The organism is Plantactinospora sp. WMMB782, assembly GCF_049179135.1.
In the GTDB taxonomy this organism is placed as follows: domain Bacteria; phylum Actinomycetota; class Actinomycetes; order Mycobacteriales; family Micromonosporaceae; genus Plantactinospora.
In genome coordinates this window covers 1-18,045 of sequence record NZ_JBMHMC010000008.1, presented here as the reverse complement: position 1 = coordinate 18,045, position 18,045 = coordinate 1, and the positions used below count along the sequence as shown (strand labels likewise).

At 71.3% G+C, this 18,045-nt stretch carries 15 protein-coding genes, 14 tRNA genes and 1 pseudogene; 8 read left to right on the top strand and 22 right to left on the bottom strand.

What is annotated here, in order from left to right:
• Positions 1 to 536: MFS transporter (locus tag ACN28A_RS38855; RefSeq protein ID WP_421404917.1), on the top strand; the 536-nt coding region annotated here is incomplete at its 5' end.
• On the opposite strand, the gene ACN28A_RS38850 is transcribed toward ACN28A_RS38855, so the two are convergent.
• Positions 517 to 720, bottom strand: coding sequence for a cold-shock protein (locus tag ACN28A_RS38850; protein WP_278063023.1), 204 nt, complete (start codon positions 718 to 720; stop codon positions 517 to 519). The two genes, ACN28A_RS38855 and ACN28A_RS38850, sit on opposite strands and share 20 nt — an antisense overlap.
• Positions 721 to 1,044: 324 nt before the next feature.
• On the opposite strand from ACN28A_RS38850, the gene ACN28A_RS38845 reads away from it, so the two are divergent.
• Together ACN28A_RS38845 and ACN28A_RS38840 are read left to right on the top strand one after the other, a co-directional pair.
• Positions 1,045 to 1,653 (top strand): DedA family protein, encoded by a 609-nt coding sequence (locus tag ACN28A_RS38845; protein WP_421391649.1) that lies wholly within the window; start codon positions 1,045 to 1,047, stop codon positions 1,651 to 1,653.
• Between the two features lie 188 nt (positions 1,654 to 1,841).
• A complete protein-coding gene (locus tag ACN28A_RS38840; protein ID WP_421391647.1) occupies positions 1,842 to 2,093 on the top strand; it encodes an SCO4848 family membrane protein in 252 nt (83 codons plus the stop codon).
• Between the two features lie 213 nt (positions 2,094 to 2,306).
• Here the strand turns inward: ACN28A_RS38840 and ACN28A_RS38835 are convergent.
• The 19 genes from ACN28A_RS38835 to ACN28A_RS38745 all read right to left on the bottom strand — a co-directional run bounded on the left by ACN28A_RS38835 (position 2,307) and on the right by ACN28A_RS38745 (position 8,363).
• Positions 2,307 to 2,379: transfer RNA gene (locus ACN28A_RS38835), tRNA-Cys, on the bottom strand.
• A gap of 5 nt (positions 2,380 to 2,384) precedes the next feature.
• Positions 2,385 to 2,467 (bottom strand) — tRNA-Tyr (locus tag ACN28A_RS38830).
• Between the two features lie 47 nt (positions 2,468 to 2,514).
• Positions 2,515 to 2,587 (bottom strand) — tRNA-Val (locus tag ACN28A_RS38825).
• 2 nt (positions 2,588 to 2,589) lie between these two features.
• Positions 2,590 to 2,661 (bottom strand) — tRNA-Met (locus tag ACN28A_RS38820).
• Between the two features lie 2 nt (positions 2,662 to 2,663).
• Positions 2,664 to 2,736, bottom strand: a tRNA-Lys gene (locus ACN28A_RS38815).
• A 431-nt stretch (positions 2,737 to 3,167) separates the two neighbouring features.
• Positions 3,168 to 3,914, bottom strand: a complete 747-nt coding sequence (locus ACN28A_RS38810; protein ID WP_421391645.1) for a hypothetical protein — start codon at positions 3,912 to 3,914, stop codon at positions 3,168 to 3,170.
• Positions 3,915 to 3,978: 64 nt separating this feature from the next.
• A tRNA-Pro gene (locus ACN28A_RS38805) sits at positions 3,979 to 4,052 on the bottom strand.
• Positions 4,053 to 4,058: 6 nt separating this feature from the next.
• Positions 4,059 to 4,131, bottom strand: a tRNA-Arg gene (locus ACN28A_RS38800).
• 12 nt (positions 4,132 to 4,143) lie between these two features.
• A tRNA-Leu gene (locus tag ACN28A_RS38795) sits at positions 4,144 to 4,216 on the bottom strand.
• Between the two features lie 74 nt (positions 4,217 to 4,290).
• A tRNA-Leu gene (locus ACN28A_RS38790) sits at positions 4,291 to 4,365 on the bottom strand.
• Between the two features lie 6 nt (positions 4,366 to 4,371).
• Positions 4,372 to 4,442, bottom strand: a tRNA-Gln gene (locus tag ACN28A_RS38785).
• 36 nt (positions 4,443 to 4,478) lie between these two features.
• Positions 4,479 to 4,919 carry an HNH endonuclease gene (locus ACN28A_RS38780; RefSeq protein WP_421391644.1) on the bottom strand — a complete coding sequence of 147 codons (441 nt, stop codon included), beginning with the start codon at positions 4,917 to 4,919 and terminating at the stop codon, positions 4,479 to 4,481.
• A gap of 50 nt (positions 4,920 to 4,969) precedes the next feature.
• A tRNA-Gly gene (locus ACN28A_RS38775) sits at positions 4,970 to 5,042 on the bottom strand.
• 8 nt (positions 5,043 to 5,050) lie between these two features.
• Positions 5,051 to 5,124: transfer RNA gene (locus tag ACN28A_RS38770), tRNA-Leu, on the bottom strand.
• A gap of 40 nt (positions 5,125 to 5,164) precedes the next feature.
• Positions 5,165 to 5,236, bottom strand: a tRNA-Glu gene (locus ACN28A_RS38765).
• A 210-nt stretch (positions 5,237 to 5,446) separates the two neighbouring features.
• A tRNA-Trp gene (locus tag ACN28A_RS38760) sits at positions 5,447 to 5,519 on the bottom strand.
• 440 nt (positions 5,520 to 5,959) lie between these two features.
• Positions 5,960 to 6,763 carry an alpha/beta fold hydrolase gene (locus tag ACN28A_RS38755; RefSeq protein ID WP_421391642.1) on the bottom strand — a complete coding sequence of 268 codons (804 nt, stop codon included), beginning with the start codon at positions 6,761 to 6,763 and terminating at the stop codon, positions 5,960 to 5,962.
• Between the two features lie 75 nt (positions 6,764 to 6,838).
• Positions 6,839 to 7,492 carry an MBL fold metallo-hydrolase gene (locus tag ACN28A_RS38750; RefSeq protein WP_421404915.1) on the bottom strand — a complete coding sequence of 218 codons (654 nt, stop codon included), beginning with the start codon at positions 7,490 to 7,492 and terminating at the stop codon, positions 6,839 to 6,841.
• Positions 7,493 to 7,607: 115 nt separating this feature from the next.
• Positions 7,608 to 8,363 carry a maleylpyruvate isomerase family mycothiol-dependent enzyme gene (locus ACN28A_RS38745; RefSeq protein WP_421404073.1) on the bottom strand — a complete coding sequence of 252 codons (756 nt, stop codon included), beginning with the start codon at positions 8,361 to 8,363 and terminating at the stop codon, positions 7,608 to 7,610.
• 244 nt (positions 8,364 to 8,607) lie between these two features.
• Here ACN28A_RS38745 and rsgA point away from each other — a divergent pair, with 244 nt between their 5' ends.
• The 4 genes and pseudogenes from rsgA (at position 8,608) to uvrC (ending at position 15,610) form a co-directional block, all read left to right on the top strand.
• The gene (rsgA, locus tag ACN28A_RS38740; RefSeq protein ID WP_421404071.1) at positions 8,608 to 9,678 is read left to right on the top strand and encodes a ribosome small subunit-dependent GTPase A; all 1,071 of its coding nucleotides are present in this window, start codon (positions 8,608 to 8,610) and stop codon (positions 9,676 to 9,678) included.
• A gap of 163 nt (positions 9,679 to 9,841) precedes the next feature.
• Positions 9,842 to 12,793, top strand: a pseudogene (uvrA, locus tag ACN28A_RS38735) (excinuclease ABC subunit UvrA); the annotation flags it as partial.
• A 250-nt stretch (positions 12,794 to 13,043) separates the two neighbouring features.
• Positions 13,044 to 13,526, top strand: coding sequence for a Rieske (2Fe-2S) protein (locus ACN28A_RS38730; RefSeq protein WP_421404069.1), 483 nt, complete (start codon positions 13,044 to 13,046; stop codon positions 13,524 to 13,526).
• A 146-nt stretch (positions 13,527 to 13,672) separates the two neighbouring features.
• A complete protein-coding gene (uvrC, locus tag ACN28A_RS38725) occupies positions 13,673 to 15,610 on the top strand; it encodes an excinuclease ABC subunit UvrC (protein ID WP_421404067.1) in 1,938 nt (645 codons plus the stop codon).
• 144 nt (positions 15,611 to 15,754) lie between these two features.
• On the opposite strand, the gene ACN28A_RS38720 is transcribed toward uvrC, so the two are convergent.
• On the bottom strand, positions 15,755 to 16,129 hold the full coding sequence (locus ACN28A_RS38720) for a hypothetical protein (protein WP_421404065.1): 375 nt from the start codon (positions 16,127 to 16,129) through the stop codon (positions 15,755 to 15,757).
• 464 nt (positions 16,130 to 16,593) lie between these two features.
• Here ACN28A_RS38720 and ACN28A_RS38715 point away from each other — a divergent pair, with 464 nt between their 5' ends.
• Positions 16,594 to 17,286 (top strand): hypothetical protein, encoded by a 693-nt coding sequence (locus ACN28A_RS38715; protein ID WP_421404063.1) that lies wholly within the window; start codon positions 16,594 to 16,596, stop codon positions 17,284 to 17,286.
• Here ACN28A_RS38715 and ACN28A_RS38710 read toward each other — a convergent pair.
• Positions 17,283 to 18,014: a DUF4760 domain-containing protein gene (locus ACN28A_RS38710; RefSeq protein ID WP_421404061.1), complete on the bottom strand. Its 732-nt coding sequence runs from the start codon at positions 18,012 to 18,014 to the stop codon at positions 17,283 to 17,285. The genes ACN28A_RS38715 and ACN28A_RS38710 overlap by 4 nt on opposite strands.
• Between the last annotated feature and the right edge of the window lie 31 nt (positions 18,015 to 18,045).

Genomic DNA, 18,045 nt, shown 5'->3' with positions numbered 1-18,045 from the left:
AGGTCGGGCTGGGGCCGGGCACGGTCGGCGCGCTGGTCGCCGTGATGAGCGCCGGCGGGGTGGTCGGAGCCGCCGTCGCCACCGCGCTGTCCCGGCGCCTCGGCAGTGCCCGCGCGCTGCTGCTCTGCGCCCTCGGTGCGGAACCGTTCGCCCTGCTGATCCCGCTGACCGCCCCCGGAGCCCGGCTCGGACTGGTGGTGCTGGCCGGGGTGGTGATCGGTGCCGGAGTGGTGGCCGGGAACGTGATCAAGGCCGGCTTCCGGCAGGCGTACGTGCCGCACCAGCTGCTCGGCCGGGTCATCGTGACCATGCAGGTGGTCAACCTCGGCACCATGCCGCTCGGCGCGGTGCTCGCCGGCGCCCTCGGTACGGCACTCGGCCTCCGCCCGGCCATGTGGGTACTCACCGGCGGTCTGGCGCTGACCGGGCTGATCCTGCTGGTCGGTCCCCTGCGCAAGCGTCGTGACCTGCCGGAGGAGCCGGCCGGACCGGCCCGCCCGGGGCGCTCCGAGCTGGTCAGCGCGGCTGGACGTTAGCCGCCTGTGGACCCTTCTCGCCCTGGGTGACGTCGAACTCGACCTTCTGTCCCTCGTTCAGCTCGCGGTAGCCGGACGACGCGATCGCGGAGTAGTGGACGAACACGTCCGGTCCTCCGCCGTCCTGCTCGATGAAGCCGAAGCCCTTTTCCGAGTTGAACCACTTGACGGTTCCGGTTGCCATGGGTGTCTCCTTAGCGGCGCGCCTGGTGCGTGGCCCGCCCTGTACGCCACCGACAGTAGCCGCCCGGGATAGCCGGTGCGGGCGGAAGTCGGGAGTCGTACCAACCTCCGTTCCGGTCGGCGGCCACCTGCGGCGGGTCGGGTCGACCTCCGGGCGGTCGCGGTCGACCCTCGGCAGGCGGAGACGTCCGTCGGCGAGCGGGGGTCGTCCGTCGGCCTACGCCGGACGGCGGAGTCACCCCTAGACCGGCTCAGGGTCGCCGGTGCCGCCAACCAGGGCTCGCCCCGGATGTCCGGATGCCGCCACCTCCGTAACGTTCCTGACGTGGCGGACTGGCTGGTTCAGGTGGGGGAACTGCCGTCGTGGATCTTCCTGACGGTGCTCGGCGGGGTCATGCTGCTGGACGCGATACCGCTGCTCGGCGTACTCGTGCCAGGTGACGTGGCGGTACTGGCCGCGGTGGGGGTCGGCAGGCCGGCCAGTCTGGGGGCGTTCCTGGCGGTGATCATCGGCTGTCTCGGCGGCTGGTCGCTCACCTTCTTCGCCGGCCGGCGGTTCGGTGCCCGGTTGCGGCGCAGCCGGACCGGGGGGTGGATCGGGGAGGCACGCTGGGTGGCCGCCGAGCGGATCCTCGGCAGCGGCGGGGGCCGGATGGTGATGGTGGCACCGTTCCTGCCGGTACTGAACGCCGTGCTGCCGCTGGCCGCGGGTGGGCTGCGGATGTCGTACCGGCGGTTCCTGGGTTTCGCGGCGATCGGCGCGGTGCTCTGGGCCGGCCTCTACATGCTGCTGGCCATCCTGGCCCGCTCGGTCGGCGGGCTGCTGCCGGGGGAGTCGTTCGCGCTGCTCGGCACGGTGGGTGTCGGGATGGTCCTCGGCGGGCTCGTCCTGCTGGGGGTGCGCCGCCGACTCGGCTCGACCGTGCAGGGCTGACCGGGGCAGGGCTCTACCGGGCAGAGCTGTACCGGGGCAGGGCTGGCCGGGGCGCAGGGAGCAGACCGGGGGGCCGAGGCCGGCCGGGCGGCTTGTGGGGGACCGGGGGGACGGGTGGTGCCGGCCGGCTGGGGCCGCCGGCCGGCACCACCCGGGGGCACAGGCCGCGGCTGGCATACTGGGCTGCCATGGTGTTGTCGCGGCGTTGGGCCGGCTTCCTGGTCCTGGTCGGCGTCTGGACCTGGGTGATCTGGCCCCGGTTCGCCGTCGCCATCTGGAACGATGCCCGGGCCTGGTCGACCGGGGAGATCGGGCAGGGCAGCCCGACGAGCTTCCTCTGGGTGCACGCGCTGCTGATCGCGGCGTCCCTGGCGATCGGCACCACCGTCGGCGTCCTCGGCGTACGGGCCTGGCGGGCGGGTCGGGCTCCGCGATCCTGACCCGGTTCCCGGTTCCCGGTTCCGAGCCGAGCCGAGCCGAGCCGTGGCCGAGCCGTGGCCGGGCGGTCGGGGCCGGCCGGCGTTCCCCCGTCACCACAACCACCGCCGGCCGGCGAGTCATGGGCCCCGGTGTCGAACCGGGCACACCGCCAGAATGAGTGGCGGCCGAGCAGCCGACGCCCGCGCCCATGGCATCCACAGTGGATGGCATCGAGACCTCGCCGGGAGTCGAACCCGCATCACCCGCGTTGCAGGCGGGGCGCCCCACCGGGGACGAGACGAGGCCGGGCGTGCGGGTGGGAGGATTCGAACCTCCTGCGCGCGAGGCACCTGTTTTACAGACAGGCCCGACTCTCCGACGTCGGCGCACCCGCTCGGCCGACCGGCGGGACCGGTACGTGTTCCGGGCTGGACTAGTACGTGTTCCGGGCTGGACTCGAACCAGCGACCTTCGCGATGTCGACGCGATGCTCTTCCGACTGAGCTACCGGAACGGGAGCGGGACCGGGAGTCGAACCCGGGACCTGCGGCTTATGAGGCCGCCGCGCTACCACTGCGCTACCCCGCGAGTACGCCGCCGGGGACTCGAACCCCGAACCCACGCATTAAGAGTGCGTTGCTCTGGCCAATGAGCTAGCGGCGCGAGGACGTCCCGCCGCCAGGCGGGCTCGTCAAGAGTTGGCGGACCCCCGGGGTATGCCCTGCCCCGGGGGCCCTCGAATTCCACCCGTTCGCACGCCAGCGGCGTTTAAGCTCCACGATCAGTCTGCGGTCGACGTGCTTTGCCATTAAGCGACCGCCGCAGGGAGAGCGGCAGACTGGACTCGAACCAGCATCTCGTCGAGATTGTCGTGGTCGGTAGGTCTGGCGATGGGTGGGGGTGCTGAGTCTGGAGCGATAGTCTCAGCCTGCTCGGCGCCGGTCTGCCTCTGCCAGTTGGGCTACCTCGGCCCGGAGTGCCGAGGGGAGGACTTGAACCTCCACTGGAACCGTCGCCTTCGATGAGCCTGACAGATCAGCCTCAGTCTCGGCGCTCGTCGCGCCACCCCCCGCTCCACGGGGGTGTCTGGGAGGCTACCCGAACAGGTAGCCGAACACCTCGTCGCCGACGGTGCGCTCCTCGACGGTGCTGCTGTTCGCCTCCTCGCGGGCCACCTTCACCGCCTCCAGCAGCCTGTCGACCCGGCCGCGCAGCAGTTTCACCCGCTCCGCCGGCAGCGCGCCGGAGAGCTTCACCGTGGTCCAGATGCCCACCGGTACGTCCTCGGTGTAGACCTCGACCTGCGCCGGGTGCTTCTCGGTGGCCTCCGCCTTGACGTGGTTGCGGTGCACCTTGCGCATCTTCTGCGTCTGGCTCGGCGTACTCGCGTAGCAGCCCCGGTCGGGGTCGAACTCCCACCGTTCCGCCGCGTCCAGGGTGGCCAGCCCGTCGACGAAGGTACGCAGGTCGACGAGCTGCTTCTCCAGGAAGAGCAGATAGGTGACCGGTGCCTGGCTGATCAGCGTCCGCCCCTCGACCAGCACGTCGGCCTTTGCGCTGGCGTTCCCGGTGTCCTGCATGAACTGAAGGTCGAAGAGCCGACCCATGGTCGAGGCGACCTCGTCGAGCACCTCCTGGACGGTGTACTGCACCCGGGTCGACTCCGGCGGCAACTGCTCCCGGATGTCGTCGGCGAACGGCTGGTAGGTCCGGGAGATCCCGGACAGCGGCGGCGCCTTCTGGGTACGCCGGTGCGCGTCGGTCAGCTCACGCTTGGCCTGCGGCTTGAAGCCCTGCACCAGCGCGTTGACCTTGTGCAGTTCGGTGGGGTTCGGCACCATGATCCTCTCGGTCTCGTCGGGCAGACGATAGTCGTCGTCGTCGGCTGCGGCGACCCTGTCGAAGTCGGGACGGCCGGATTCGAACCGACGGCCTCCGCACCCCCAGTGCGGCGCGCTGCCAAGCTGCGCCACGTCCCGATGTCGTGCCCCTGGGAGGATTCGAACTTCCGACTTCCTGGTTCGTAGCCAGGCGCTCTGTCCACTGAGCTACAAGGGCTTGAAACGGCAGTACCCGGAGCAGGAGTCGAACCTGCAACACACCGGTTCTGAGCCGGCGGCCTCTTCCGTTGGGCTACCCGGGCATGGAGTGACGCGGGATCGAACCGCGCACGCGGAGCTTGCAAGGCAACGCTGTGCACCAGCACCCACCCCGAAGTGCCCTCGGCGCGACTCGAACGCGCACGTGACCAGGCTCTCGACCTGGTGCCTCTGCCAATTGGGCCACGAGGGCATCGCGCTTCCGGACGAGGATTCGAACCTCGATCGCCTGAGCCAGAATCAGGTGTCCTGCCGTTGGACGATCCGGAAAAGGCGGCCGGCGGGGGAGAATCCGCCGGCCGGCCGTCAGCGCCGGGTCAGCGCGGCCCAACTCGGGACCGTCGCCGCCGACCGCAGTTCCATGCCCGCCTCGGCAGGGGTGCGGTCCGCCTTGCGCTGATTGCAGCCGTCGCAGGACGCGACGGTGTTGGTCCAGGTGTTCCGGCCACCGCGGGAGCGGGGCAGGATGTGGTCGACGGTGCTGGCGTGGCCGCCGCAGTAACCGCACCGGCGTCCGTCCCGGGTGAGCACGCCCGACCGGGACCAGGCCGGCCCCGAGCTGAACCGCCACCTGGTGACGACGTACCTGACCAGCCGGACGACGGTCGGCACCGGGTACACCCCGATCAGCCGGTCCGGTACGGCCTCGTGCACCTCGGCGACCCGCCGGACCAGCATCCGTACGGCGTGCCGGAGACTGACCCGGTGGAGCGGGCCGAGGTCGGCGTTGATGACCAGGACGTCCACCGGATACCTCCTTCTCTCGTCGACGTCACGGAACTCTGGAAGTGTTCGAGAGCGGCTACCGGGATTCGAACCCGGGACCTCCACCATGGCAAGGTGGCGCGCTGCCAACTGCGCTACAGCCGCACGGGAAATGCTCCGGGTGCGATTCGAACGCACACTGTGCGCGTCTTGAGCGCGCTGCCTCCTGCCGTTGGGCTACCGGAGCGGATGGTGCCGACCGGGCCCGGAGAACGGGCGCGGTTCCGTAGACCGTGCCGGAATCGAACCGGCCTCTTCCAGGTTGAGAGCCTGGCGAGATACCACTACTCCAACGGTCCGAGCGGGGTGTCCACAACCCCTGGTTCCGTCCGGGACCCGAGAATCGAACTCGGTTTCTCCTGTACCCAAAACAGGCGGGTCAGCCGTCTCCCTCGCCCCGGATCCGCCCGGCCGGCGCGGTGGTGCGGCGCCGGCCGGGCATCGGTAATGCCATCCACTGTGGAGTTCTCAAGTTGGTGCCGTGTCCGCCGGTCGGGACCGGGGAGAAGCAGGGGCGACAGGACTCGAACCTGCAACCTTCGGATTTGGAGGCCGCTGCGCTGCCAGTTGCGCCACACCCCTGTGCGGAATCGTGCACGGTGAAAGAGACTTGCGGGGCAGGGAAACATCCGTGCCGAAGAAACGCGCACGGTAAGAGAAACGCCGCCCGGTCCCGGGTCTGGGAGGGCGGCGTGGACGCGAGTGCAGTCGCGTTACGTCCGCCAGCCGCCCAGCTCGGCACATTCGCCGGCGCTGCCTAGGACGGGGTGCCCGAGGATGGCACAACCCGTCGAGCCGGACGGCAGTTGCCGCCACGCTCGCGATGAGTTCTGCCACAACATCGGATGCTCCCTGTCGTTCGCTGTCGATTCGGTGTTGATCGCTGTGGTAACTACGGTAGGGGCGGCTCTGCGACCGGGCAACATCTTTTTCGACTTTTCCCGGGCACTTTCGGATTCCGGGCCGCGGTGCCTGCCCGCCGGCACCGGGTGAGCCGGTGCCGGCAGGCGTACACAGTGGAGTCAGGAATCCCGCTCGACCAGCCGCTTCACGGCTGCGGCCACCGCCTCGGGGGCCTGGGCCTGCGGGAAGTGGCCCACGCCGGGCAGCATCACGACCTCGGCCCTCAGCTGCTCCCCGATCCAGTGCGCCTCGGCCGCCGGGTCCTTCCAGTCCACGTCGGCGGCACCCATCAGCACGACGGCCGGGGCGGACACCTCGGGGAGCCGCTGCCGGGCCGGCTCGTGCGAGGTGCGGGTGGTCCGGACGAAGGCCCGCCAGTGTCCCGGCCGGAGCAGGTTGTCGCGGACCCGGGCGAGGTGTTCGGGGTATCCCTCGGGCTTGGTGCCGGGCACCCACTTCGGGTAGTAGCCGAGGAAGGCCGCCGGGCCCCACGGCCGGACGAGCATGATCCGGAAGAGCAGGTTCAGTACGGCCGCGCCGGCGGGCTGCCGGACGAACGGGCCGAGCAGGACGAGGCCGGGTACCTTCGCCGGGGCGTCGGCGGCGGCGATCACGGCGGCTCCGGCTCCCATCGAGTTGCCGACCAGGTACGCCGGGCCGCCGAGTTCGTCGGCGAGCGCGAGCATGTCGCTGGCGAGCGCCACGTCGTCGTACCCGGCGAAGCTGGTGTCGCTGTCGCCGTGCCCCCGGATGTCCAGCACCGCGACCCGGTAGCCGGCCGCGACCAGTTTCGGGGTCAGCAGCCGGTACGACTGGCGCAGTTCGCCCATCCCCGGGGAGCAGATAACCAGCGGCCCGTCACCGTCCCACAGCTCGTACGCGATGCGCCCCTCCGGGCGGTGGAGATACCGGGTATCTGTCATAGCTTAAAAGCTACACCCATTAGCCAAGCTCGCCAACGGTCGCCAGCGATCGCCACCCCAGGTGCCCCGTCGGGGTCACCAGCCCCGGGCGCGCCACTCCGGCAGCGACGGCCGTTCGGCGCCGAGTGTGCTGTCCCGGCCGTGCCCCGGATAGAACCAGGTCTCGTCCGGCAGCCGGTCGAAGATCTTGTGCTCCACGTCGTCGATGAGCGAGCCGAACCGCACCGGGTCGCGGTCGGTGTTGCCGACCCCACCCGGAAAGAGCGAGTCGCCGGTGAACAGGTGGGTCCCGTCGACCTCGTCCCGGTAGAGCAGCGCGACGGAGCCGGGGGTGTGCCCGACGATGTGGATCACTTCGAGTTCGCGGTCACCGACCCGGACCCGGTCGCCCTCGGCGAGTGGCTCGGAGTCGATCGGCAGGCCGTCCGCGTCGGCGTCGTGCACCAGTGACCGGGCCCCGGTGCTCGCCACCACCTCCTCCAGGGCGACCCAGTGGTCCATGTGCCGGTGCGTGGTGACCACGGCGGCCAGCCCGCCCTCGCCGACGAGTTCCAGCAGCCGGGGCGCCTCGTTTGCCGCGTCGATCAGGACCTGCTCGCCGGTGGCGGTGCAGCGCAGCAGGTAGGCGTTGTTGTCCATCGGACCGACCGAGAGCTTGCTGACCGTGAGGCCGCGGAGCTCGCGTACGTCGGGTGGGCCGTCGGCGGCGACGTTGCCGGTGTAACTCATCTTCGGTGCCTCCGGGTTGTCGGCGGATCAGGGTCGGGCGGGTCGGATCGTTCCCGTCGAAAGGCGGGGCGAATCAGAAGTCGGGTCGCCCCGCCGAGGGGGCGGGCCGGCGGGTTCAGATCCAGGGTGGAGGTGCCGGCAGCGGCCCGGCGGGCGTGACGACGAGGCCGGCGCCGCCGCTCCGGCCGGTCAGCCAGCCTGCCAGCTCGTGCGCCGGGCCGGTGACGGTGCGCAGTTCCGGGCCGTCGTCCGCGGCCGGCACGCCGACCGGCAGGCCCCGGCCGGTGTGCACGGTCAGCGGTTGCCCGGTCTCCGCCGGCACCAGCACCAGGGCGAGCGGGTCGTCCCGCCGGGCCAGGTCGTGCACGACCTCGTGCAGCAGCCGCTGGCCGAACGCGTCCGGCCAGTCGGCGGTCCGGTAACCGGCGTCGAGGTCCACGTGGTGCACCTCCACCTCGCGCAGCCGGGCCCAGACCAGGGTGGCGGCCGGGCGGAGCCCGCGGGTCGAACGGACCTGGGCGGCCCACGCCGGTGCCGGCAGCTCGCCGGCCGCCTCGGCGAGACGCCGGGCGCTGTCCCGCAGGTCGGCGAGCTGGGTGCCGACCGGCCGGGCCGAGCCGGCCGCGATGTCCGCGTTCCGGGCCGCCGGGCTCGGGTACTGCGGGACGTCCTCACCGGTACGCGCCGACGTCAGCAGGTTGACCAGGCTGTCGGCGTTGCGGGCGAGATGGCTGAGCACGTGGCCCCGGGTCCAGCCGGGGAGCAGGGACGGCTCGCCGGTCGCCGCGTCGTCGAGCCCGTCGACGGTCCGCAACAGCCGCTCGGTCGCCCGGTCCACCTCGGGCAGCAGCGCGAGTGGGTCGAGTGTCACGACTCACGACGATAGCGGTCGGCGGTCGGACGGGCCGGGACGCCTTCGGCCGGGAGTGGCGGAGCGGAATTGGCTTTCGGTCCGACCGGACCAGCACCTACCGTTCGAGGACCGGGAACTGCCGTGCGAGAGGGCACACCCGCGAGCGTGAGGAGGTGGGAGGCATGCCGGACGACGTGCGCGTTGTCACCGTTTCCACTTCTGGATTCGACAGCTGAATCCACCTCTGACGACAAGGGTTGAGATGACCTTCGATCTGGCGTCCCTCGGTTGGGACGCGACACTGGCCGCGGCGTACCCCGAACGCGGCGACGACCTTCGACCCGGCCGGGTGGTCCGGGCCGACCGGGGCATCTGCACCGTGCTCTGCGCGAGCGGGCCGCTGCGGGCCAGTCTCGGCGGCGGCCTGCTGGTCGCGGCGGCCCGGGACGCGGCGAACCTGCCGTGCGCCGGGGACTGGGTGCTGGTCCGGGACTGGCCGGACCGGCGGCTGACCGTGCAGGCGGTGCTGCCCCGGCGTACCGCGATCGTGCGGCGGACCGCCGACAAGGACTCGACCGGTCAGGTGCTGGCGGCCAACGCGGACGCCGTGGCGGTGGTCGAGCCGCTGCACCCGTCGCCGGACGTGGCCCGGATCGAGCGGCTGCTCGCGCTGGCCTGGGAGTCCGGCGCCACCCCGCTGCTGGTGCTCACCAAGTGCGACCTGGTCGCCGACCCGGCGGCGATGGCCGACCAGCTCGGCCGGGCCGCGCCGGGCGTGCCGGTGCTGCCGGTCAGCGCGCAGCGCGGCACCGGGCTGGCCGAGCTGCGCCCGCAGGTGGCGCCCGGCCGCACGCTGGCGCTGCTCGGGCCCTCCGGTGCCGGCAAGTCGACGCTGGTGAACGCCCTGGCCGGGGCGACCGTGATGACGACACAGGGGGTACGCGGGGTGGACGGCAAGGGCCGGCACACCACCACGCACCGGCAGTTGATCCCGATCCCGGGCGGGGGAGCGGTGCTGGACACCCCGGGGGTCCGGGCGGTGGGTCTGCTGGACGCGGCGGCCGGGCTGGACCGGGCCTTCGCCGACGTGGCGGAACTCGTCGCGGCCTGCCGGTTCGCCGACTGCGCGCACCGGGGCGAGCCGGGGTGCGTGGTCCAGGTCGCGCTGGAGACCGGCGAGCTGAGCCCGCGGCGCTGGGAGAGTTGGCAGAAGCTCCAGCGCGAGGTGGCGTACGAGACACGCCGACGGGACGCGCGGCTGGCCGCCGAGGAGCGGTACAAATGGAAGCGGATTCGCAGGGAGCAGCGGAGTCGGGGTCGCCCGGGGCGGTGAGTCAGCGCTCGGTCGCGGTCGGTTGGTGGCGGTGCCGCGGCTGAGCTGCGGGAATTCGGCGGCGCGGGAAACTGTCGTACCCCGGGGCTAGAGTGGCCGAGGCGCTCCTCTGCGCCAGCAAATCGGACAGAACATACTTTTCCTCCCCGGGAGTGCGCGGACAGTGGCCGACCGACTGATCATCCGTGGCGCGCGTGAACACAACCTGCGCGACGTCAACCTCGACCTGCCGCGCGACGCCATGATCGTCTTTACCGGGCTCTCCGGTTCCGGAAAGTCCAGCCTGGCCTTCGACACCATCTTCGCCGAGGGCCAGCGGCGCTACGTCGAGTCGCTGTCGTCGTACGCCCGGCAGTTCCTCGGCCAGATGGACAAGCCGGACGTCGACTTCATCGAGGGGCTCAGCCCGGCGGTCTCGATCGACCAGAAGTCGACCTCGCGCAACCCGCGCTCGACGGTCGGCACCATCACCGAGGTCTACGACTACCTCCGGCTGCTCTTCGCCCGGGTCGGCGAGCCGCACTGCCCGGTCTGCGGCCAGAAGATCTCCAAGCAGAGCCCGCAGCAGATCGTCGACCGGGTGCTGGCGATGGAGGAGGGCACCCGGTTCATGGTGCTCGCCCCGGTGATCCGCGGCCGCAAGGGCGAGTACGTCGACCTCTTCGCCGAACTCCAGGCCAAGGGATACGCCCGGGCCCGGGTCGACGGGGTGGTCCACCCGCTGACCGAGCCGCCGAAGCTGAAGAAGCAGGAGAAGCACACCATCGAGGTGGTGGTGGACCGGCTCACCGTCAAGGCGGGCGCCAAGCAGCGGCTCACCGACTCGGTGGAGTCCGCGCTCGGGCTCTCCGGCGGGCTGGTGCTGCTCGACTTCGTCGACCTGCCGGAGGACGACCCGGCCCGGGAACGGCGCTACTCGGAGCACCTGGCCTGCCCCAACGACCACCCGCTGGCGATCGAGGACCTCGAACCCCGGGTCTTCTCCTTCAACGCCCCGTACGGCGCCTGCCCGGAGTGCACCGGGCTGGGCACCAAGAAGGAGGTCGACGCCGAACTCGTCGTACCCGACCCGGAGCGGACCCTGCGCGAGGGTGCCATCGCGCCGTGGGCCGGCGGGCAGACCCAGGAATACTTCCTCCGCCTGCTGGAGGCGCTGGGCGACGCCGAGCACTTCGACCTGGACACCCCGTGGCGGGCACTGCCGTCCCGGGCGCAGAAGACCGTCCTGCACGGCTCCGGCGACCAGGTGCACGTGCGCTACCGCAACAAGTACGGCCGCGAGCGCTCCTACTACACCGGCTTCGAGGGCGTGGTGCAGTGGATCGAGCGGCGGCACAACGACACCGAGTCGGACTGGTCCCGGGACAAGTACGAGGGGTACATGCGCGACGTGCCCTGCCCGGTCTGCCGGGGCAGCCGGCTCAAGCCGGAGGTGCTGGCGGTCACCCTGGGCGGCCGGAACATCGCCGAGGTCTGCGCGCTCTCGGTCGGCGAGTGCGCCGAACTGCTCGGCGGGATGACCCTGACCGACCGGCAGAAGATGATCGCCGAGCGGGTGCTCAAGGAGATCAACGCCCGGCTGCGCTTCCTGGTCGACGTCGGCCTGGACTACCTCTCCCTGGACCGGCCGGCCGGCACCCTCTCCGGCGGCGAGGCGCAGCGGATCCGGCTCGCCACCCAGATCGGCTCCGGCCTGGTCGGGGTCCTCTACGTGCTCGACGAGCCGTCGATCGGGCTGCACCAGCGGGACAACCACCGGCTGATCGAGACGCTGGTCCGGCTCAAGGGGCTGGGCAACACGCTCATCGTGGTGGAGCACGACGAGGAGACCATCCGGACGGCGGACTGGATCGTCGACATCGGGCCGGGGGCCGGCGAGCACGGCGGCAAGATCGTGCACAGCGGTTCGGTGCCGGAGCTGCTGGCCAACACCGAGTCGGTGACCGGGGCGTACCTCTCCGGCCGCCGGTCGATCCCGACGCCGCAGGGGCGCCGGCCGCAGACGCCGGGCCGGGAGCTGGTGGTGCAGGGCGCCCGCGAGCACAACCTGCGCAACCTCACCGTCCCGTTCCCGCTCGGGCAGTTCATCGCGGTCACCGGGGTCAGTGGCTCCGGCAAGTCGACACTTGTCAACGACATCCTCTACGCCGTGCTGGCCAACCAGATCAACGGGGCCCGGCTGGTGCCGGGACGGCACACCCGGATCACCGGCATCGAGAACGTCGACAAGGTGGTCGGGGTGGACCAGTCGCCGATCGGGCGGACCCCGAGGTCGAACCCGGCGACGTACACCGGGGTCTGGGACCACGTCCGCAAGCTCTTCGCCGAGACCACCGAGGCGAAGGTCCGGGGGTACGGGCCGGGCCGGTTCTCCTTCAACGTCAAGGGCGGCCGGTGCGAGGCGTGCAGCGGTGACGGCACGATCAAGATCGAGATGAACTTCCTGCCGGACGTCTACGTGCCGTGCGAGGTCTGCAAGGGTGCCCGGTACAACCGGGAGACCCTGGAGGTGCACTACAAGGGCCGGACGGTCTCCGACATCCTGGAGATGCCGATCGAGGAGGCGGCCGAGTTCTTCTCGGCGATCCCGGCCATCCACCGGCACCTGAAGACCCTTGTCGACGTCGGCCTCGGCTACGTCCGGCTCGGCCAGCCGGCACCGACCCTCTCCGGCGGCGAGGCGCAGCGGGTCAAGCTCGCCTCCGAGTTGCAGAAGCGCTCCACCGGCCGGACGGTGTACGTGCTCGACGAGCCGACCACCGGGCTGCACTTCGAGGACATCCGCAAGCTGCTCGGGGTGCTGGACAGCCTGGTCGACAAGGGCAACACGGTGATCGTCATCGAGCACAACCTGGACGTGATCAAGACCGCGGACTGGCTCGTCGACATGGGTCCGGAGGGCGGGCACCGCGGCGGCACCGTGCTGGCCGCCGGCACCCCGGAGGAGTTGGCGGAGGTGCCGGAGAGCCACACCGGCCAGTACCTCCGGCCGGTGCTCGGGCTGACCGGGCCGCCCCGGGGTGCGAGCGCGGCGACCGTCCGGGCCGCCAGGGCCAACGGCACCGCCGCGAACACCGGCACCAGCAGGGAGAACGGCCGCCCGGCCGGAGCGGCCGACGGTACCGCGAAGGTCGGCAACGGCCGGTCCGGCGGCGGTACCGTGAAGGGCGCCGCCACCCGCGCGGGCAGGACCGCGAAGGTCCCGGCCGCGAAGAGCACGGCGGCGGCGAAGAGCACGGCGGCGGGTGGGCGGCGTACCGGAAAGTCCTGACCCCGGTCCCGGTTGAACCGGTTGGTGGATATATCCGTGTCTTCGGGCGTGGCCGCGGACGACCAGGGCGCGGCGCCGAAGAGGAAGGCTAGGTATGAGTGACGAACTGACCGGGCCGGGCACGCAGACCCGCCGGGCGCTGTTGGCGGGTGCGGGTGCGGTGGGCGTGTCGGTGGTGCTGGCCGCCTGCGGCACCGGCGACGACGACGCCCTCGACGGCACCGGAAGCAGCCCGTCCGGCGGCGCTCCGGCACCCAGCGGCTCGGCGAGCGCTCCGGCCGAGGGCGGCACCGCCGCGCTGGCCAAGAAGAGCGAGATCCCGGTCGGCGGCGGCAAGATCTTCGCCGACCAGCAGATCGTGGTCACCCAGCCGACCGAGGGCGAGTTCAAGGCCTTCAGCTCGATCTGCACACACCAGCAGTGCCCGGTGACCGGGGTCGACGGGGGCACGATCAACTGTAGTTGCCACTTCAGCAAGTTCTCCGTGGCGGACGGTTCGCCCAAGGGTGGCCCGGCCAACAAGCCGCTGCCGGAGAAGAAGGTCACCGTCGACGGGGACAACATCGTGCTGGCCTGATCCGGGCCGGAGCGCCCGGTGCCGCGGTGCGGCTGTCCGCCGCCGCGCGGTGCCGGGCGTCGTCGTCTCCGTCTGCGCCGCGGGTTGTCCCAGGCGGTGCCGCAGCGCGCCGGGCGTTGTCCCAGCCGGGGTCTAGGCTTGGCGCCGTGCCCGATCCCGCTACCTATCGCCCGGCGCCGGGCACGATTCCCGACCTGCCCGGGGTCTACCGGTTCCGCGACCCGACTGGCCGGGTGATCTACGTCGGCAAGGCGAAGAGCCTGCGCAGCCGGCTCAACTCCTACTTCGGCGACCTGTGGAACCTGCACCAGCGCACCCAGCAGATGGTCACCACCGCCGGCAGCGTGGACTGGGTCACCGTCGGCACCGAGGTCGAGGCGCTGCAACTCGAGTACCTCTGGATCAAGCAGTACGACCCCCGGTTCAACGTGCGGTACCGGGACGACAAGTCGTACCCCTATCTCGCCGTCACCCTCGACGAGGAGTTCCCCCGGCTCCAGGTGATGCGGGGCGCCAAGCGCAAGGGGGTGCGCTACTTCGGGCCGTACTCGCACGCCTGGGCGATCCGCGAGACCCTCGACCTGCTGCTCCGGGTCTTCCCGGCCCGGACCTGCTCGGCCGGGGTCTTCCGGCGGCAGGCCCAGATCGGCCGGCCCTGCCTGCTCGGCGACATCGGCAAGTGCTCGGCGCCGTGCGTCGGCCGGACCTCGGCGCAGGAGCACCGCGGCATCGTCGACGAGTTCTGCGACTTCATGGCCGGCCGCACCGACCAGATGGTCCGCCGGCTGGAACGCGAGATGGGCGAGGCCAGCGAGGCGCTGGAGTTCGAGCGGGCCGCCCGGCTGCGCGACGACATCGCGGCGCTGCGCCGGGCGATGGAGAAGCAGACAGTGGTCTTCGGCGACGGCACCGACGCCGACGTGGTGGCCTTCGCCGAGGATCCGCTGGAGGCGGCCGTCCAGGTCTTCCACGTCCGGGACGGCCGGGTACGCGGCCAGCGCGGCTGGGTGGTGGAGAAGGTCGAGGACCTGACCACCGGGGATCTCGTGCACCACTTCTGCTCCCAGGTCTACGGGGAGGCGGAGGGGGAGGCCGACGTCCCCCGCGAGCTGCTGGTGCCCGCGCTGCCGGCGGACGTCGACGCGCTCGCCGAGTGGCTGTCGGCGCGCCGGGGCAGCAAGGTGGCCCTGCGGGTGCCGCAGCGCGGCGACAAGAAGGCGCTGCTGGAGACGGTGGCCCGGAACGCCGCCGAGGCGCTGACCCGGCACAAGCTGCGCCGGGCCGGTGACCTGACCACCCGCAGCGAGGCGCTGGACGAGATCACCGAGGCGCTCGGGCTGCGCAGCGCGCCGCTGCGCATCGAGTGCTACGACGTGTCGCAGATCCAGGGCACCGACGTGGTGGCCAGCATGGTCGTCTTCGAGGACGGGCTGGCCCGCAAGAGCGAGTACCGGCGGTTCGTGGTGCGCGGCGCCACCGACGACCTGTCGGCACTGACCGAGGTGCTGCGGCGGCGGTTCGCCCGCTACCTCCAGGCCAGGGGCGAGACCGGCGAGATCGGCGACGAGATGGCCTCCGACCCGGACCGGCCGGGCATCGACCCGACCACCGGCCGGCCGCGCAAGTTCGCGTACCCGCCGCAGTTGGTGGTGGTGGACGGCGGGCAGCCGCAGGTCGCGGCGGCGGCCGAGGTCTTCGCCGAGCTGGGCCTCGACGACATCGCGCTCTGCGGGCTGGCCAAGCGGCTGGAGGAGGTGTGGCTGCCCGGCGACGAGTTCCCGGTCATCCTGCCCCGCACCTCGGAAGGGCTCTATCTGCTGCAACGGGTCCGGGACGAGGCGCACCGGTTCGCCATCACGTTCCACCGGCAACGGCGCTCCAAGCGGATGACCGTCTCCGGCCTCGACCAGGTCCCCGGCCTCGGCGAGGTACGCCGCAAGGCGTTGCTGCGGCACTTCGGCTCGGTGAAGCGGCTCTCGGCGGCGACGGTGGACGAGATCGCCGAGGTGCCCGGGGTGGGCCGGCGCACCGCCGAGGCGATCGTGGCGGCGCTGAACCCGGCGGAGGCGCCGGAGGGCCGCTGAACCCGGCGGAGGCGCCGGAGAGCCGCTGAGGTCGGCGGCCGGGCGTCGGCGGTTCGCACCCCGCCGCCCTCACCGGCTGAGCGCTCCGCCGCAACCGCCACCGGCCTGGCCGGTGATCGTTGCCGGTGTCGCCAGCCTCGCCGGTCAGCGATCGCACTCCAGCAACACCCACGCCTCGTAGCCGCCGGGCGAGACGTAGCTGTCGATCACATCGCAGTCGGTGAAACCGGCCTCGCGGGCCCTGCCGAGTGCCTGGCCGTATGCCCAGTCGTAGGCGAGCCCCATGCTGCTGTAGCCCTCACCCCGGAACTGCCGGATCTCGTCGGCGTTCGCTGCCACGCCGGTGCCGAGCAGGGTGACGGAGGCGGCCAGTAGTGCTGAGGTCACGGTACGGGTCAACACGCTCCGATAATAAACAGATATCGATGTGACCGCAGCGCCGGGCGCGGGATGGCAGCCGAGGGCGCCGACGGTGAGCAGGCGATCATCCTCCGTCGGTACCCACCGCAGCCGGGCCATGGGCATACCTCGCGCGGGGACTGTCGAGCTGGGTGCGTGGACGGGGCGCGACATTCCGGGCGTTGGTTTGGTCTGGTGGGCGCGTGGGCGGGGCAGCTCGACAGTCTCCGTCCGGACAACTCGCCCGGCCCGTGGCCGGTCGTGGGGGGTGTGTTCGGATGTCTGGTTCGGGGTGGTGATCGAGGCGGTCCGGCTGGAATGTTGGCGGGGGGTCGGTCGTTACGTTACGCGTACGGCCGAGTAGCACCGCCCGTGAGCTGGGCAGAGTTGGGCTGATGGCTGGCCGGCGGGAATGATCCGGGGCCACCGGTCGTTACATACGGTGTTCGGTTGAGTACGGGCAGCGCCGTGTCCCCCGCGGCGGCTGGTAGTCCGGCCGGACCGATCTTTTTGGGCTTTGTGTTTCCAATGGCGCCTGCCGTCCCCCTGGTGGGTGCTCATCCCCGATTGGAAGGACGACCATCATGAACACGATGCTGTTCAGTCGGTGGCTTCCGGCCATCGAGAAGACGTCGATCGTTCGTAAGGGTGCTCTGGGTGTGGCTGGTCTGGCGTTCGTCGGTGGCGCTGTGGCCGGTCCGGCGGTGGCGGCGCAGGCGGCCCCGGAGCATGTCGGTTCGCCGGTGTCGCAGTCGGTGATGGCCGACAAGGACCACAAGGGCGACAAGGGCGAGAAGAAGAGCGACAAGAAGGATCGTAAGGGTAAGCCGTCGCGGGACCGGTTGGTGCCGCGTGGTGTGCAGGGTGAGCAGTCGCGGATCGACCTGTCGGCCGAGCAGGCCGGGAATGTGCGGGCGATCGTGAAGGCGACGAAGAAGGCGGGGATGGACGAGCGTGCCGCGGTGATCGCGGTGGGTACCTCGCTGCAGGAGTCGAAGTTGGAGAATCTGGGTCATCTGGGTGACCGGAATGATCATGACTCGCAGGGGTTGTTCCAGCAGCGTCCGTCGTCGGGTTGGGGTTCGGTGGAGCAGATCACCGATCCGGAGTACGCGACGACCGCGTTCCTGAAGGGCCTGCGCCAGGTTGATGGTTGGCGGGATCTGCCGTTGACCGTGGCGGCGCAGAAGGTGCAGGTGTCGGCGTTCCCGCAGGCGTACGCGCAGTGGGAGGACCAGGCAGCCGACCTCGTCGCCGAAGCCTGGAACAACAGCTAAGAGCAGACAGAGCCATCCGCTGGCCGGGTCCCCACCACAGGGGACCCGGCCAACGGCGTATCCGGATCGGATTCCGCCCCGAAGGGCGCGGCCGGTGCCGGGCCCGCCGGCTCGGTGGACCGCTGGCCCGGTGCCGACCGGGGTCGTCGCAACCGGTGCCGGTATTCGGTCGCAAGCAACTCCAGCGCCTGGTAGATCTCGTTGCCGGTCAGGACCCGGCGGTCCTGCACGTATCCCCGGCACAGTTCGAAGCACCGGGTCATGGTGCCGCCGCGCAGATTCAGTAGCAGAGGTACGTCCACCAGGCCGCGTACGGCGAGCACCGCCAGGAACTCGTAGTAGTCGAGCAGTGGGAGGACGTGCTGCTCGTCGTCGTCGGTCAGGTCGGCGCCGACCGGCTGGTGTGCGCTGATCCGGCGGGCCATCCAGACGTCCGCCTGGCTGAGCGTCTCCGCGCTCTGGAAGGCGGTGATCAGGCCGACCGTGTACTGCCGGCGCTGCGACTGCCGCTGCTGCAACACGGTCATCGCGCCGAAGACCACGGCGACCAGGATCGAGGCCGCGGTCTCGTTGATCTCGCTGTTGGTACTCAGGAACGTGAAGCCGGCCATCACCAGGGCGGCGAGCGCGACGGCCTGCACCACCAGCCGGATCGGTCGGCGGGCCAGCCGCCAGCGCATCTGTACCCGGCGCAGTGCGGCGGCCAGCCGCTCACCAGCGTCGCTCATCCCCGGCTCCCATCGCGCGTCGGCTCGGACG

Coding starts and splice junctions, on each gene's coding strand:
- ACN28A_RS38710 (WP_421404061.1), bottom strand. CDS start 18,014: ATGAGCGACGCTGGTGAGCGGCTGGCCGCCGCACTGCGCCGGGTACAG.
- ACN28A_RS38755 (WP_421391642.1), bottom strand. CDS start 6,763: ATGACAGATACCCGGTATCTCCACCGCCCGGAGGGGCGCATCGCGTAC.
- ACN28A_RS38810 (WP_421391645.1), bottom strand. CDS start 3,914: ATGGTGCCGAACCCCACCGAACTGCACAAGGTCAACGCGCTGGTGCAG.
- ACN28A_RS38850 (WP_278063023.1), bottom strand. CDS start 720: ATGGCAACCGGAACCGTCAAGTGGTTCAACTCGGAAAAGGGCTTCGGC.
- ACN28A_RS38750 (WP_421404915.1), bottom strand. CDS start 7,492: ATGAGTTACACCGGCAACGTCGCCGCCGACGGCCCACCCGACGTACGC.
- ACN28A_RS38730 (WP_421404069.1), top strand. CDS start 13,044: ATGAGTGACGAACTGACCGGGCCGGGCACGCAGACCCGCCGGGCGCTG.
- ACN28A_RS38720 (WP_421404065.1), bottom strand. CDS start 16,129: ATGGCCCGGCTGCGGTGGGTACCGACGGAGGATGATCGCCTGCTCACC.
- ACN28A_RS38840 (WP_421391647.1), top strand. CDS start 1,842: ATGGTGTTGTCGCGGCGTTGGGCCGGCTTCCTGGTCCTGGTCGGCGTC.
- ACN28A_RS38715 (WP_421404063.1), top strand. CDS start 16,594: ATGAACACGATGCTGTTCAGTCGGTGGCTTCCGGCCATCGAGAAGACG.
- rsgA (WP_421404071.1), top strand. CDS start 8,608: ATGACCTTCGATCTGGCGTCCCTCGGTTGGGACGCGACACTGGCCGCG.